Below are 13,086 nucleotides of genomic sequence, written 5' to 3'. Positions count from 1 at the left end.
AGGGCCCGGGCCGCGGCCCGGCCCGCGGCCGCGCCGGCGCTCATGCATCACCAGCACCTCGCCGCGCTGCTCGGCCGACATCGCGTCCCAGCGCTGGCGCACCGCCTCGTCCGGCAGGCCCGGCGTGCCGGCGCGGAACGCCTCCGACACGCGCTGCTGCGCGCCGGGCGGCAGCGCGCCGAAGTCGCGACCCAGCACTTCGCTGTGGAACTGGCGACGCTGCGCCTCCGTCATGCGGGGCTGGGCGATCGCGGCGGCCGGCAATCCGGCCAGCGCGACGGCGGCGAGAAGCGCACGGCGTTGCATGGCATGTCCTCCTGTCGCGGCCTCCAGCGCCGCGGGTGGCGAGCAGGATCGCGGCGCCGTCCGTCCTGCGCATTGCTGCAGGTCAATCTGCCGGCGGCGGCGGATCCGCGCCATGAGTGCCGGCCCGCGGCGGGCTGGGCGCAAGCGCCCGGATGCGCCGCGCCCCTCACACTCTCGTGTCCCGGGGAGGTTGCCGCCGCGGACATTCGCCGCCAGAGATGCGCCCGCGCGCCGCCTCCTGCGCCGGTGCGCGAGGCCAGGGGTTCGAGCGTCCGGGGGGACCAGAGCGATGTCGGAACAGCAGAAGCCGGTGGTGGCGCAGAAGGCGCCCTATGCCGTCGAGGTCGAGGCGGGGAAGACCTACTACTGGTGTTCCTGCGGCCTCTCGAAGCGGCAGCCCTATTGCGACGGCAGCCACAAGGGCACGGGGCTTTCGCCGCTGGCCTGGACGGCGGAACAGGACGGGCGGGCCTGGATGTGCGGCTGCAAGCACACGGCGAAGTCGCCACTCTGCGACGGCGCGCACAAGCATCTGCCCTGACCCGCGCAGGACGCGGTTGCGGCCTGACCCGCGCAGGACGCGGTTGCGGAACGTGACAGGAACATGATCCTATGGGGCGTGATCCGCAAGGGTCGCGGCTCTTTGACATCCGCATCCGTCCGATCCGCGTCCCGGTCAGCTTAGCCCCTTTGTCCGAATTCGCCGCCGGCTGCCGCTTACGGCGGCTGGTCGGGGAGGGGGTTCGTGCTTCCGCGCGCCGCCGGTCGTCGCCGGAGCCCCGGAACTTCGTCCGAAACCGCGCGTCCGCCACGCCTGCCAGCCCGAACTGCACGCGAGGGTTGCAGCCCCTCTTCCGATGGCCCGAGGGGGAATTTGTCCGAAACCATTGCTGTCCCCCTCTCCCGCAGGGCGGGTGGTGCGACGGCGAAGGCGTCGGACGCCAGCGTTGCGGCGGAACGCCGCTTACGCCGGCTGGCCGGGGCGAGGGTGGGATCACCCGAATGGAGCCGCCGATTCGTCCGAAACCCGCCCACCATCTCCCTCTCCCGCCTGGGCGGGAGAGGGCTGGGGTGAGGGTGGGCCCACCCGCGCACCTCAATCCTTTTGTCCGAAGCCGCGTCTTGCTTCCCACGCAGCCCCAAGCGGTAAAGTGCCAAAGCGGTAAAGCGCCGTCGCCTCAGCGCAGCACCCCTTCCTCGCGCAGGAAGGCCGACACGATCCGCGAGAACTCCGCCGGGCTGTCCTGGGTTAGCCGGTGGTTCGCGCCGGCCAGCGTCGCGAAGCGCGCCTGCGGGATGTTCTTCCGCGCCCGCCGCATCTCCTCCTGCCCGATCACCGTGCAATGCTCGCCATGGAACAGCAGCGCCGGCTGCGCGACGCGGATGCGCGGCCAGAGATCCTCGGTCAGCGCGCGCTGCGTCGCGACGATCGAGTCCCGGTGGTAGCGCCAGCGCAGCCGCCCGTCCCCGGTGCTCTCCAGAGCCGTGTCGCCCCAGTGCCGGGCCACCTCGGGCGACCACTCGGCCCGGAACGGCGTCTCGGCCAGCGCCTCGCTGCGCGTCGCGAAGCCCGCCTCGTGGCGCTCCACCTGCTGCAGGAAGAGGTCGAAGACATCGGCCCGCAGCCCGACCGCGACGTCGCCCGCCGCCAGCGCCGCGACGCGGTCCGGCAGCCGGGTCGCCAGCAGCAGCGCGAGCGTGGCGCCGGTCGCCTGGCCCACCACGGCGAAGCGGTCCCAGCCCAGCGCGTCGCAGAGGTCCTCGAGGTCGTCGAGATGGTCGTCGAGGTCGGCGACCGTCGGCCCGCTGCTCTCGCCCAAGCCCCGGTAGTCGGGCACCGCGACCGGGTTGGCCGGCTCCATCTCCGCCAGCACGAAGTCGAAGATGCGCCGTGTCGTCCGGTTGGCCGTCAGGAACAGCAGCGGCAGCCCCGTTCCCGCGCGCCAGGTGAAGGCGATGTCGGCGCCGGTCGAGAGCCGGATGCGCCGCATGGACCAGGAGGGGTCCAGCGGCGGCATGACCGGCACGCCCTCGAAGTCGCGCCCGGGCAGCGTTGCGGCGTCCTGCATGGCCCTCCTCCTTCGAGGCGAAGGCTACCGCGCGCCGCGACGCGCCGCCAATCAGCCCTTCGCGCGCCGCAGCGCCGCCTGCACCGCCGCGTCCAGCGCATTGAGGAAGCGCGAGCGATCCGCCTGCTGCATCGGCGCCGGCCCGCCCGCGACGCCGATCTCGCGCAGGTGCCGCGCGAGCTCGCGCCCGGCCAGCGCCGAGCCGATGTTGTCCTCCGTCCAGGGATGGCCCTTGAAGGACAGGCACAGCGCGCCCTGCGCGATGCAGCGCGCCGCGAGCGGGATGTCGTTGGTCAGGCAGACATCCGTGGGGCTCGCCTGCTCCGCGATCCAGTCATCCGCCTTGTCGGCGCCCTCCGTCACCACGACGACGCGCGCGAGCCCGCCCGGCGGGCGGATGGGACGCGAGCCGTTGGTGACGAAGATCGTCTCCAGCCCCACCCGGTTCGCGACCCGGAGAACCTCGTCGCGCACCGGGCAGGCATCGGCATCCACCAGCAGGCGCACGCTCATCGCGCGGGCGCCGCCGGCAGCTCCACCGCATAGGTGTCGAGCGGCGGCACGCTGCGGATCAGGCGGCGATCCGCCAGGAAGCGCGCCATGCGCTCGTAGCGGTTGCGATCGAGCGCACCCGGCGAGAAGGAGAAGCGGTTGATCGTGTCGCGCCAGGCGCGGCGGTTCAGCTCGTCGTCGAGCTCGCGGCGGTTCGCGATGAACATGCGCCAGGCCTCGTCGGGGTTGTTCACCAGGAAATGCGTCGCCGCCTCGGTCGCGTCGATGAAGCGGCGCAGCACGGGATCGCGCGCCCGGTCGCGATGGGCGATGTAGATCAGCTCGTCATAGACGGGCAGGCCGTGCTGCTCGGGGAAGAAGGCGCGGCCGGGGCGGCCCTCGATCTCCAGCTGGTGCAGCTCGAAGTTCCGGTAGCCGCCGACGATCGCGTCCACCTGGCCCGACATCAGCGCGGAGGAGAGCGCGAAGTTCACGTTCACCAGCCGCACGTCGGAGAGGCGCAGCCCCGCGCTCTCCAGCATCGTGCCCATCACCACCTCCTCGAAGCCGGCGACGGAGAAACCGACGCGCCGGCCGCGGAAGTCGGCGAGGCTGCGGATCGGCCCGTCGCGCAGCACCGTCAGCGTGGCCAGCGGGGTCGCCACCAGCGTGCCGATGCGCACCAGCGGCAGGCCCTGGTCCACCGCGAGGTGGAGGTTCTTCTGGTAGAACACGCCGATGTCGCCGCGCCGCGCCGCGACCAGCCGCGGCGGGTCGTTGGGATCGGCAGGTGCCACGATCCTGACGTCGAGGCCGGCGCGGGCAAAGTCGCCGCGCTCCTGCGCGACCAGGATCGGCGCGTGGTCCGGGTTGATGAACCAGTCGAGCAGCAGCGTGAGCTGGGTGGGTCCCTGCGCGCGCGCCACCGCAGGCAGGGCAAGCAGCGGCAAGGCGAGCGCGGCGCGGCGATGGATCATGGATCTCTCCCGGAAAGCAGGCTGTCGGGTTGCCAGGGAATGGCGCGGCGCAGCAGGCGGTCCACCGTGAACCACAGCGCCAGCGCCATCAGCGCGAGCACGAAGAGGGCGGCGAACATCACGTCGGTCTGGCTGCGGCCATTCGCGTGCAGCATCAGGTAGCCGAGGCCCGCGCTCGCCCCGACCCATTCGCCCACCACCGCGCCGATCGGTGCGACGGCCGCGGCGACGCGCAAGCCGGAGGCGAGGGCCGGCAGCGCGGCGGGGACGCGCAGGCGCCACAGCGTCGCGGCTCCCGACGCGCCCATGGTCTGCGCCAGGTCGATCCAGCCCGGCTCGGTGCGGCGCAGCCCGTCGTAGAAGGCGGTCGCGACGGGGAAGAAGATGATCAGCGTCGCCATCGCGACCTTGCTCGCCATCCCGAAGCCGAACCAGAGCGTGAGCAGCGGCGCGATGGCGAAGACCGGGATCGCCTGGGAGACCAGCAGCAGCGGCAGCAGCCAGCGCCTTCCGCCGCGCCAGGCCGTGAGCGTCAGCGCCATCGCCGCGCCGAGCAGCGCGCCGAGCGCGAGGCCGGCCAGCATCTCGATGCCCGTCACGAGCGCATGGCCCGCGATGCTGTCCCACCTCGCGGCCAGCGCCTGCGCGACGCGGCCCGGCGAGGGCAGCAGGAAGGGCGGCACCTCCGTCAGCCAGACGAAGCCCTGCCAGAGCGCGACCAGGCCCGCCGCGGCAAGCAGCCCGCGCATCATGCCGCCGCCAGCCGTTCGAGAAGCTCAGCCTGCGCCGCGAGCAGCGCCGGGTCGCGCGCGGGCCGCGGCGGCGCACCCGCCGGGACACCCAGCGCGACCGGTGCGGCCGGCGATCCCGTCAGCACGAAGATGCGGTCGGCGAGGCGCAGCGCCTCCAGCGGGTCGTGCGTCACCAGCAGCACGGTGCGCCCGGCCAGCAGCCGCGCGGCCAGCTCCTGCAGCCGGTGGCGCGTCGGCGCATCCACCGCGCTGAAGGGCTCGTCCATCAGCACGACGGGCCGGTCCTCCATCAGCGTGCGCGCGAGCGCGACCCGCTGGCGCATGCCGCCCGAGAGCTGTGCCGGGGACTTCGCGGCATCCGCCTCGGCGAGGCCCACCTCGGCGAGAAGCGTGCGGGCCCGCGCGGCGTCGGGACGTTCCCCGCGCAGATGCATGCCGAGCATCACGTTGCCAAGCGCATCGCGCCACGGCACCAGCAGGTCCTGCTGCGCCATCCAGGCGACACGGCCGCGCAGGGCCTGCCCATCGCTCGCCTGCACCGTCCCGCCCGAGATCAGCCCGGCGGCCAGCCGCAGCAGCGTGGACTTCCCCGATCCCGACGCGCCGAGCAGCGCCGTGATGCGCCCGGCGGCGACCTCGAGCGACAGAGGCGCGAGCACGGGCGTGGCCCCGAAGCCGAAGCCCTGCGGCAGCTCGATGCGAAAGCCCGGCGCGGGCGCGCTCTGCACGGACACCGTTCCCTTCGCCGGCATGACCCGGATCAGGTTCGTGGGGTCGCGGTTGCCCGCCTCTCAGCCCCCGATGGGCTCCCCCCGATGTGTGGCTCGTGCTTGCCCCGGACCGCGCCGGGTTGCAAGGGCGGCCCGCGGAGGCATGTTGGCGCCGTGACCCCCCCGATCCTCATCGGCTCCGAGATCTATCGCGGCTCGACCTACGGCCCGAAGCACCCGCTGGCGATCCCCCGCGTCTCGACGACGCTCGACCTGATCCGGGCGATGGCCTGGGTGCGCGCGGAGCAGTACCGCGACAGCCCGCTGGCGACGCCGGAGCAGCTGACCCGCTTCCACACGCGCGACTACGTCGCGGCGCTGATGCGCGCCGAGGCCGAGCAGGCGGTGAGCGCCGAGGCGCGTGCGCGCCACCACATCGGCGCGCATGGCAACCCGGTCTATCGCGAGGTGTTCCGCCGGCCCGCGACCGGCGCCGGCGGCACCATCCTCGCCGCCGCGCTGACCGCGCGCGGCGGGGTCGTGCATGTGCCAGGCGGCGGCACGCATCACGGCATGCCGGACCGCGCGAGCGGCTTCTGCTACCTGAACGACGCCGTGCTCGGCCTGCTCGCCTGGCTCGACCAGGGGCTGACCAACATCCTCTACCTCGACATCGACGCGCATCATGGCGACGGCGTCGAACTCGCCTTCGCCGAGGATCCGCGCGTCTTCACCGTCTCGATCCACGAGGCCGGGCGCTGGCCGCACACCGGCCGTGTCGAGGACCGCGCCGGCGGGCATGCGCGCAACCTGCCGGTGCCCGACGGCTTCAACGACAGCGAGATGGACTGGCTGCTGCGCCATGCCGTGCTGCCGCTGATCCGCCACCTGCGCCCGCAGGCGATCATGCTCCAGTGCGGCGCGGATGCGGTCGAGGAGGATCCGCTGTCGCGCCTCTCGCTCTCCAACGCATCGCACCGCGCCGTCGCGGCGGCGCTGCTGCCGCTCGCGCCGCGGCTGATCGTGCTGGGGGGAGGGGGCTACAACCCGTGGTCGGTCGCGCGCTGCTGGGCCGGCGTCTGGGCGACGCTCAACGGCATCGCGATCCCGCCGCGCCTGCCGCCGGCCGCGGAGGCGGTGCTGCGCGGCCTCGCGTGGTCGCGCGCCGCCGGACGCAACCCGCCGGAGCACTGGTTCACCACCCTCGCCGACGCGCCGCGCCCCGGTCCGGTGCGCGCGGAGATCCGCGAACTGGCCGCGCAGACGCTGCGCGACCTTCCGGCGCCGCCCGAGGCCGTGGCATCCTCGGCCGCATGATGCTCCGACGCTCCGTCCTCTCCGCCCTCGGCCTGCTCGCCGCCGGGCGCGCGCTCGCTCAGCCCGGCGTGGATCGCCCGCAGCCGCGGCTGCCGACCGAGCGCATGGTGATCGTCACCCGCGACGGGCGCCGCCACGACTTCACGGTGGAGATGGCGCTGACGCCCGACCAGCAGACGGTCGGCCTGATGTTCCGCACCGAGGTGCCGGCGAACGAGGGCATGATCTTCGACTGGGGGAGCCCACGCGAGAGCAGCATGTGGATGCGCAACACGCTCGTCCCGCTCGACATGCTGTTCATCGCGGCCGATGGCCGCATCCACCGGATCGCCGAACGCACGGTGCCGCTCTCGCTCACGCCGATCGATAGCCGCGGGCCGGTGCGCGCGACGCTCGAGCTGCAGGGCGGCATCGCGGAGCGGCTCGACATCCGGGTCGGCGACCGGGTCCTGCACCGGATGTTCGGAAGCAGTCCCTGATCGTGTCCTCAGCCGCCGGGCGCGCCCGTCGGGCGCTTGGCTTGCGCGCCGCAGACATGGCGCGACGAGCCGTGAGGTCGGTCGCGGCGCGGGGCCGCCCGTGGCGGCCCGGGGCCTCGTCCGGTCGCGTCTTGCTCCTGCCCTCGGGCCTGCCTAGGTTGCGGCCGGCCTCGGGGTGTGGCGCAGCCTGGTAGCGCGCCTGTTTTGGGTACAGGAGGCCGTGGGTTCGAATCCCGCCGCCCCGATGTCCCCTCAGTAGCTCGCCGCCGGTTCGCCCCGCAGATGCGGCTTCGCGCCGACGCGGATGTAGTCGAAGCCGTGCCGCGCCATCTCCTCCACCCGGTAGACGTTGCGCAGGTCTACCAGCACCGGCGCGCGCATGCGCTGCTTCAGCCGCGCGAGGTCGAGCGCGCGATAGGCGTCCCATTCGGTGACCAGAACCACCGCGTCGGCGCCCTCGGCGCAGTCATAGGCGTCCTCGGCATAGGTCACGTCCTGCAGCACCGCCTTCGCGGCGTCCATGCCGACCGGGTCGTGCGCGCGGATCGTGGCGCCGGCGCGCTGCAGCGCATCGATGATGGTGATCGACGGCGCGTCGCGCATGTCGTCGGTGTTCGGCTTGAAGGTGAGGCCCAGCACCGCGATGGTCCTGCCCTGCACCGACCCGCCGCAGGCCTTCACCACCTTGCGCGCCATGGCCGTCTTGCGCGCGTCGTTCACCGCCACGACGGATTCGACGACGCGCAGCGACACGCCGTGGTCCTGCGCGCTGCGGATTAGCGCCAGCGTGTCCTTCGGGAAGCAGGAGCCGCCATAGCCCGGACCGGCATGGAGGAACTTCGACCCGATCCGCTTGTCCATGCCGATGCCGCGCGCCACGAGCTGCACGTCGGCGCCGACCTCCTCGCACAGGTCGGCGATCTCGTTGATGAAGGTGATCTTGGTCGCGAGGAAGGCGTTCGCAGCATACTTCGTCAGCTCCGCCGTGCGCCGGTCCGTGAAGAGGATCGGCGCGGCGTTGAGCGAGAGCGGGCGATAGAGTTCCGCCATCACGGCCTTGGCGCGATCGTCATTGGCGCCGACCACGACGCGGTCGGGGCGCTTGAAATCCTCGATCGCAGCGCCCTCGCGCAGGAATTCGGGGTTCGAGACGACGGAGAACTCGGCCTCCGGCCGTGCCTCGCGGATGATGCGCTCCACCATGTCGCCGGTGCCGACCGGGACGGTCGACTTGGTCACCACCACCGCATAGCCGGTCATCGCCAATGCGATGTCGCGCGCCGCCGCGCTGACATAGGACAGGTCGGCATGGCCATCGCCCCGGCGCGATGGCGTGCCGACCGCGATGAACACCGCCTCGACGCCTGCCATCGCCGCCTGCAGGTCCGTGGTGAAGGACAGGCGCCGTGCCGCGACGTTGGTCGCGACCAGCGCGTCCAGCCCCGGCTCGTAGATCGGGATGCGGCCCGCCTGGAGTTCCGCAATGCGGGTCGCGTTCACGTCGACGCAAACGACCTCGTGGCCGAAATCGGCGAAGCAGGCCCCGGAGACGAGCCCGACATACCCCGATCCGATCATCGCCACGCGCATCTCGATATCCTCTTCGTCGCGATCCGGCGTCGTCGCGCCCGGCTCAGTGCCATACCACGCCGAGCCAGCGCACCATCACCCCGAGCCGGCGATCGTCGGCGGAACGCGGGTCGATCTCCGCGGGCGATACGGCATCTGGCCGCCGGAGGCGGATGCACAATTCCGTGCCGTGCCGCGCCGCGCCGGCGAGGTCGAGGCTCGCGGCCTGCTGCACGAAGCCGTCGCCCTCGAAGACCAGCCTGCAGGGCGGGCCCGCGCCGATCGTCAGCTCGAGCTGCGCGGGGCCCTGCCGCTCTGTGCCGAAGACGCGGGCGAGCATCTCGATCCTGAGCCCGGTCGGGCTGCGTCCCGTCGGCAGGTCGAGGAAGATCGCCGCATCCTCGGCCTGCGACCAGCGCCCATCGGCCTCGGCGTCCCACCAGTTGAGCAGGCGGAGCCCCTCCGGCTCAGGTCCCGCGAAGTCGAAGACCTCGGCACCCGAGGTGAATTCGGGCGGCGGCAGCTCTGCCTTCGGGACGGAAAGCGGGCGGGGACGACCGAAGCCGGCGGCCGCGACCAGCTCCGCCGCGCGCGCCTCGGCATCCTCGGCCGGCACCGCGACGAGAGCGACGAGCAGCACGCCGAGCTGGCGCGTGTCGTCGCCGAGCCCGAGCCGGCTCGGGGAGGCCGCGCCGATCCGACGGAACCGCAGCTGGGCGTCGCGACCCTCCGCGAGCCGCGCGGCCAGTCCTTCGATCTCCGCGAGGCGAAGGTCGCCATCGGGGAAGAGCCAGCGCCCGAGCGGCTCGCCGTTCAGCTCGAGCGCCACCTCGGCCGGCCTGTCGTGCCGCCCGCCGACGGTGCGGACGACGGCGAAGACCCTCAGATCCGGCGTCGGCGGTCCCCCGACGAGACGCAGCGTCCCGGCCTCGTTGCGGCTCCAGCACCCCCCGGGCTCGGGCGGGAACCAGCCGTCGCCGAGCAGCGCGGCGACGCCGCGCGGCAGCACGGGACCGGCGAGGCAGAAGGAGACGACCTCGGCGGCGGGCAGGCTCGGCCGGGTGCTCCGCTGCGCCGGCTTCGCGGCCGACTTCGCCGCGTGCGGCGAGGGCGCCTCCAGGGGCGCGGGTGGCGCATCGGGCTCGACCGTGACGTGGGAAACCGCGAAGTCGAAGGGCTGCGCCTGGCCCGCATGGCGCAATGCCGCGCCGCCCGGCACGAGCTCCAGCACGATCGGGTCGGCGAGGTTGCGGATTTCGGGTGGGATCGACAGCCGGATGCGGGTGACCTCGTCGCTGCGGAAGACCCATTCGCCGACGCGCATGCCGTTGGCGATCGCGAGCAATGGCAGCGGCGCCTCCGCGCTGGCCACCGGGCGCAGGCCGAGCTCCACCTCGATCGCGCGCCCCGGGAGGTTCGACACTGCGATCTCGATCCGCGGCCGGCGGTCGCTGCACCAGACGCCCCAGTCGGGATCCGACGCCCAGGACCCGACCAGCAGCGTCTTGGCCAGCGCCGCGTCGCGCGGCAGATGCACGGGCCGGCCGGGCAGCAGCCGGGCGCGCTGCTGCGCCCCGGCGAAGGGCTCCGCCGCATCGCGCAGCGAGGCGACCGGGGCAAGCAGCGCCTTCGCGATGCCGATCCCGACCAGCCGTGCATCGTCGTTGCGCACCACATCGCGCACCGCGACGAGCGCAGGGCTGCTGAACGTCACATGCAGCACCGGCGCCTGCGCGACGATGTCGGCCGGGATGATGGCGTGCAGGACGCGGATGTCGCCGCCGCGGAAGCTCCAGCGCGCCACCGCGACGCCATTGGCGAGGACCTGGACCTCGAAGGCCGTGCCGGGCAGGGACAGGGCACGGGCGAGGACGGCAAGCGCCAGCGGATCGTCGCGGCCCGGCGGCAGCTCGAAGCGGAGCTCCGCTTCGGTGCTGCGCGCCCAGCAGCCCCAGCGTTCCGTCGGGAACCAGCCCGGGCCGCGGACGCGGCTGGCCGCGATGCGGTCGGACAGATCCACCAGGCCGCCCGGCATGAGGGGGCGCGGCGGCGCCGGCGGCGCGCTGCCGAGGATGTCGAGCAGTTGCGCCGCGCTGTCCGACCAGGGCCGCGCGCGGTAGCCGGCAGCGATCCGCGCTTCGGCCGCCTCGCGCGCCGCGCGGCTGCCGGCGTAGAACTGGATGCGCGTCACCCACGCCATCACGTCCAGCGGATCGAGCAGGTCGACCAGCCCGGGCGCGATCTCCGGCACCGAGGAGGTGTCGGCGGCGAGGCACAGCTTTCCGTGCCGGAGGCTCTCCGCCACCGGCAGTCCCCAGCCCTCGTAGAGCGAGGGGTAGACCGTGAAGAGGCACGCCTCGTAGAGCCAGGCGAGCGCGGCGTCGTCTACCTCCTCGAGGATGGTGACGTGGTCGCGCAGCCGCGGATCGCCGCGCAGCGCCCGCGCCACCTCGTGCCCGTTCCAGGCGACGCCGCCGACGATCACGAGGTGCGGGCAGCGCGAACCCATCCGCTCCGTCAGCCGCAGCCAGGCATCGTAGAGCAGCTTGTGGTTCTTGCGCTGGTGGATCGCACCGACGCTCAGCACGAAGGGCCGACCGCCGAAGCGCGCCACCAGCTCGGCCGGCGGCTCGACGTCACCGGGCGTTGCCTGGTGGATCTCGTCGCCCTCGCGCAGCACCGAGACCTCGGGCAGCACGAGCTGGCGGACGGAGCCCGCATGGGCTTCGACGTCGCGGCGCGTCGACTCCGAGACGGCGACCACGTGATCGGCGTTGCCGAGCAGCAGGTCGAGGTTGGCCTGGAACACGGGCGCGTAGCCGTCGTCGAACCAGAAGGGGAAGCGCGTCGGGATGATGTCGTGGATCACCGGCACGAGCCGCAGGCCGTGCGCGCGGGCGAAGCCGACGACGCTCTCGGCGTAGACCGCGTTCTGCATCCAGGCGCTGCCCGCGACGACGAGGTGCGCGCCTTCGGGCAGCGCGGGCGGCGCGACCGGTCCGCTGTCGAGCTGCGCGAGCACGCGGCCGAGACTGCCGTCCCGGATCGCCTCGAGCGGCACCTCGCCGAAGGCGCGCGACTTGTTGTTCCAGGTGACGAAGCGGATGTCGGCGCGGGGATTCCCGGCGAGCGCGAGCGCGAGCGCCGCCTCGACGCGCGAGATTCCCGTCCAGCGGCCGCGGTGATGCGCGCTGGTGGTGACGTCGAGGACGATCGGCAGCCGTTCCGGCGCATCGGCGGGCGGCAGGCGCAGCAGTCCGGCGGCGGCGGTCGTGGCCGCGCGCCCCGCGGCGGATTCGAGAGCGCGCGCGTAGACGGCTTCGGTCTCGGCCGCATGGCGTTCGAAGCCGAAGCTCTCGGCGACGAAGGCCTTCTGCGCGTCGATGGCGGCGGCGTCGCGTCGCGTCTCCCAGGCCTCCTGCACGGCCCGCCGTATGGAGGCCGGATCGGCGGGATCGCAGTAGCGCGCGTAGGCGCCGAGATACTCGCTCTCCCCGGACTCGTCGCTCAGCACCAGCGCCGCGCCGGCCGCCGCCGCTTCCAGCGCGGCGAGCGGCGCGCCCTCGCTCCAGCTCGGCAGCACCGCCACGCGGGCGGCGGCGAAGGCGGAGGCGAGCAGCGGCGAGTTCGGCGGCAGCCGGTCGACGATGTGCAGCTCCGGGATCGCATGGTGCTCGACCAGCGCGCGATACGCGGGGTCGGGCGAATGGCCGAGCAGCACCAGCGGCAGCCCGGTGTCGCGGAGCGCCTGCAGCAGCATGAGCTGGTTCTTGCGCGGCTCGATCCGCGCGACGCAGAGCACGAAGTCGCGCAGCCCGAGATAGGTGCGGAACGGCTCCGGGCTTGCGTTGGCGAAGAGGCTCGCATCCACCGGGTTCCGCACGACGCTGGCCCGGGAGGTGTCGACGCCGATCGCCGCGAGGCGCTGGCCCTCACGTTCGCTCAGCAGGATCAGCGCGTCGGAGAGGGCGCCCATCTCGCGCACCGCCGCGTGGTAGCCGGGCACCGGCTCCATGCCGGGGCCGTCCGCCGCCAGGGGCTTGCGATACGCCGCCCGGAACTCCGCGATCGCCGCCTCGGCCTCCGCGCCCGGCGCGTGGCGCGCGAAGAGGTCGAGCAGCCCGTCATGCCAGAAGCCGCGCCGCGACAGGTCGAGCAGGATCGGCGAGAGCACCGTCGCCGCGCCGGCGCGTCGCGCGCTGCGCAGCAGGTCGAGGGCGGTGTGCGGCGCCCAGACGTTGAAGGCATGCACCACGTCGAGGCCGGCGAAGGCGTGCTCGGCCGGGTGGCTGCGCAACTCCGCCTCCAGCCCCCGGTCGCGCAGCTCGCGCGCGAGGCGCGGCACGCGCACCGACGGACCGCCCTGCGACCGCGCCTCGTTGCCGTGCAGGAAGAGCCCGACCGAGCGGGGCCGC

The 13,086-nt window shown here is 73.4% G+C and carries 11 protein-coding genes, 1 tRNA gene and 1 riboswitch; of the genes, 4 read left to right on the top strand and 8 right to left on the bottom strand.

The window, feature by feature from the left end; translation table 11 throughout:
• Positions 1 to 306, bottom strand: a 306-nt coding sequence (locus L2I40_RS09420) for a hypothetical protein (RefSeq protein WP_237214647.1), incomplete at its 3' end; no start/stop codon positions are given.
• A gap of 289 nt (positions 307 to 595) precedes the next feature.
• On the opposite strand from L2I40_RS09420, the gene L2I40_RS09415 reads away from it, so the two are divergent.
• Positions 596 to 847 carry a CDGSH iron-sulfur domain-containing protein gene (locus tag L2I40_RS09415; protein ID WP_237214646.1) on the top strand — a complete coding sequence of 84 codons (252 nt, stop codon included), beginning with the start codon at positions 596 to 598 and terminating at the stop codon, positions 845 to 847.
• Positions 848 to 1,484: 637 nt separating this feature from the next.
• Here L2I40_RS09415 and L2I40_RS09410 read toward each other — a convergent pair.
• The 5 genes from L2I40_RS09410 to L2I40_RS09390 all read right to left on the bottom strand — a co-directional run bounded on the left by L2I40_RS09410 (position 1,485) and on the right by L2I40_RS09390 (position 5,324).
• Positions 1,485 to 2,375, bottom strand: coding sequence for an alpha/beta fold hydrolase (locus L2I40_RS09410; protein WP_237214645.1), 891 nt, complete (start codon positions 2,373 to 2,375; stop codon positions 1,485 to 1,487).
• 51 nt (positions 2,376 to 2,426) lie between these two features.
• A complete protein-coding gene (locus L2I40_RS09405; RefSeq protein ID WP_237214644.1) occupies positions 2,427 to 2,888 on the bottom strand; it encodes a YaiI/YqxD family protein in 462 nt (153 codons plus the stop codon).
• Positions 2,885 to 3,844, bottom strand: coding sequence for an ABC transporter substrate-binding protein (locus L2I40_RS09400; RefSeq protein WP_237214643.1), 960 nt, complete (start codon positions 3,842 to 3,844; stop codon positions 2,885 to 2,887). Before L2I40_RS09400 ends, L2I40_RS09405 begins: the two co-directional genes overlap by 4 nt.
• Positions 3,841 to 4,593: an ABC transporter permease gene (locus L2I40_RS09395; protein ID WP_237214648.1), complete on the bottom strand. Its 753-nt coding sequence runs from the start codon at positions 4,591 to 4,593 to the stop codon at positions 3,841 to 3,843. Before L2I40_RS09395 ends, L2I40_RS09400 begins: the two co-directional genes overlap by 4 nt.
• Positions 4,593 to 5,324, bottom strand: a complete 732-nt coding sequence (locus L2I40_RS09390; protein ID WP_237214642.1) for an ABC transporter ATP-binding protein — start codon at positions 5,322 to 5,324, stop codon at positions 4,593 to 4,595. Before L2I40_RS09390 ends, L2I40_RS09395 begins: the two co-directional genes overlap by 1 nt.
• A riboswitch (TPP riboswitch) is annotated at positions 5,316 to 5,419 on the bottom strand. (Overlaps the previous gene by 9 nt.)
• A 61-nt stretch (positions 5,420 to 5,480) precedes the next feature.
• Here L2I40_RS09390 and L2I40_RS09385 point away from each other — a divergent pair.
• From L2I40_RS09385 to L2I40_RS09375, 3 genes are all read left to right on the top strand, one after another.
• On the top strand, positions 5,481 to 6,623 hold the full coding sequence (locus tag L2I40_RS09385) for an arginase family protein (protein ID WP_237214641.1): 1,143 nt from the start codon (positions 5,481 to 5,483) through the stop codon (positions 6,621 to 6,623).
• Entirely contained in the window at positions 6,620 to 7,102 is a 483-nt protein-coding gene (locus L2I40_RS09380; RefSeq protein ID WP_237214640.1) for a DUF192 domain-containing protein, read from the top strand. The genes L2I40_RS09385 and L2I40_RS09380 overlap by 4 nt, the downstream gene beginning before the upstream one ends.
• 171 nt (positions 7,103 to 7,273) lie before the next feature.
• Positions 7,274 to 7,347 (top strand) — tRNA-Pro (locus L2I40_RS09375).
• Positions 7,348 to 7,354: 7 nt separating this feature from the next.
• On the opposite strand, the gene L2I40_RS09370 is transcribed toward L2I40_RS09375, so the two are convergent.
• Positions 7,355 to 8,692 (bottom strand): UDP-glucose dehydrogenase family protein, encoded by a 1,338-nt coding sequence (locus tag L2I40_RS09370; RefSeq protein WP_237214639.1) that lies wholly within the window; start codon positions 8,690 to 8,692, stop codon positions 7,355 to 7,357.
• Positions 8,693 to 8,735: 43 nt separating this feature from the next.
• Positions 8,736 to 13,086: glycosyltransferase (locus tag L2I40_RS09365; RefSeq protein ID WP_237214638.1), on the bottom strand; the 4,351-nt coding region annotated here is incomplete at its 5' end.

Origin of the sequence: Falsiroseomonas oryziterrae (genome assembly GCF_021864505.1) — a bacterium.
GTDB lineage: Bacteria > Pseudomonadota > Alphaproteobacteria > Acetobacterales > Acetobacteraceae > Falsiroseomonas > Falsiroseomonas oryziterrae.
The sequence above is the reverse complement of the archived record's forward strand: the minus strand, read 5'-3'. Positions and strand labels throughout refer to the sequence as shown.

What these genes read in the sequence shown, in the direction of transcription:
- L2I40_RS09410 (WP_237214645.1), bottom strand. Translation starts at nt 2,375, where the DNA reads ATGCAGGACGCCGCAACGCTGCCCGGGCGCGACTTCGAGGGCGTGCCG.
- L2I40_RS09405 (WP_237214644.1), bottom strand. Translation starts at nt 2,888, where the DNA reads ATGAGCGTGCGCCTGCTGGTGGATGCCGATGCCTGCCCGGTGCGCGAC.
- L2I40_RS09370 (WP_237214639.1), bottom strand. Translation starts at nt 8,692, where the DNA reads ATGCGCGTGGCGATGATCGGATCGGGGTATGTCGGGCTCGTCTCCGGG.
- L2I40_RS09380 (WP_237214640.1), top strand. Translation starts at nt 6,620, where the DNA reads ATGATGCTCCGACGCTCCGTCCTCTCCGCCCTCGGCCTGCTCGCCGCC.
- L2I40_RS09395 (WP_237214648.1), bottom strand. Translation starts at nt 4,593, where the DNA reads ATGCGCGGGCTGCTTGCCGCGGCGGGCCTGGTCGCGCTCTGGCAGGGC.
- L2I40_RS09400 (WP_237214643.1), bottom strand. Translation starts at nt 3,844, where the DNA reads ATGATCCATCGCCGCGCCGCGCTCGCCTTGCCGCTGCTTGCCCTGCCT.
- L2I40_RS09415 (WP_237214646.1), top strand. Translation starts at nt 596, where the DNA reads ATGTCGGAACAGCAGAAGCCGGTGGTGGCGCAGAAGGCGCCCTATGCC.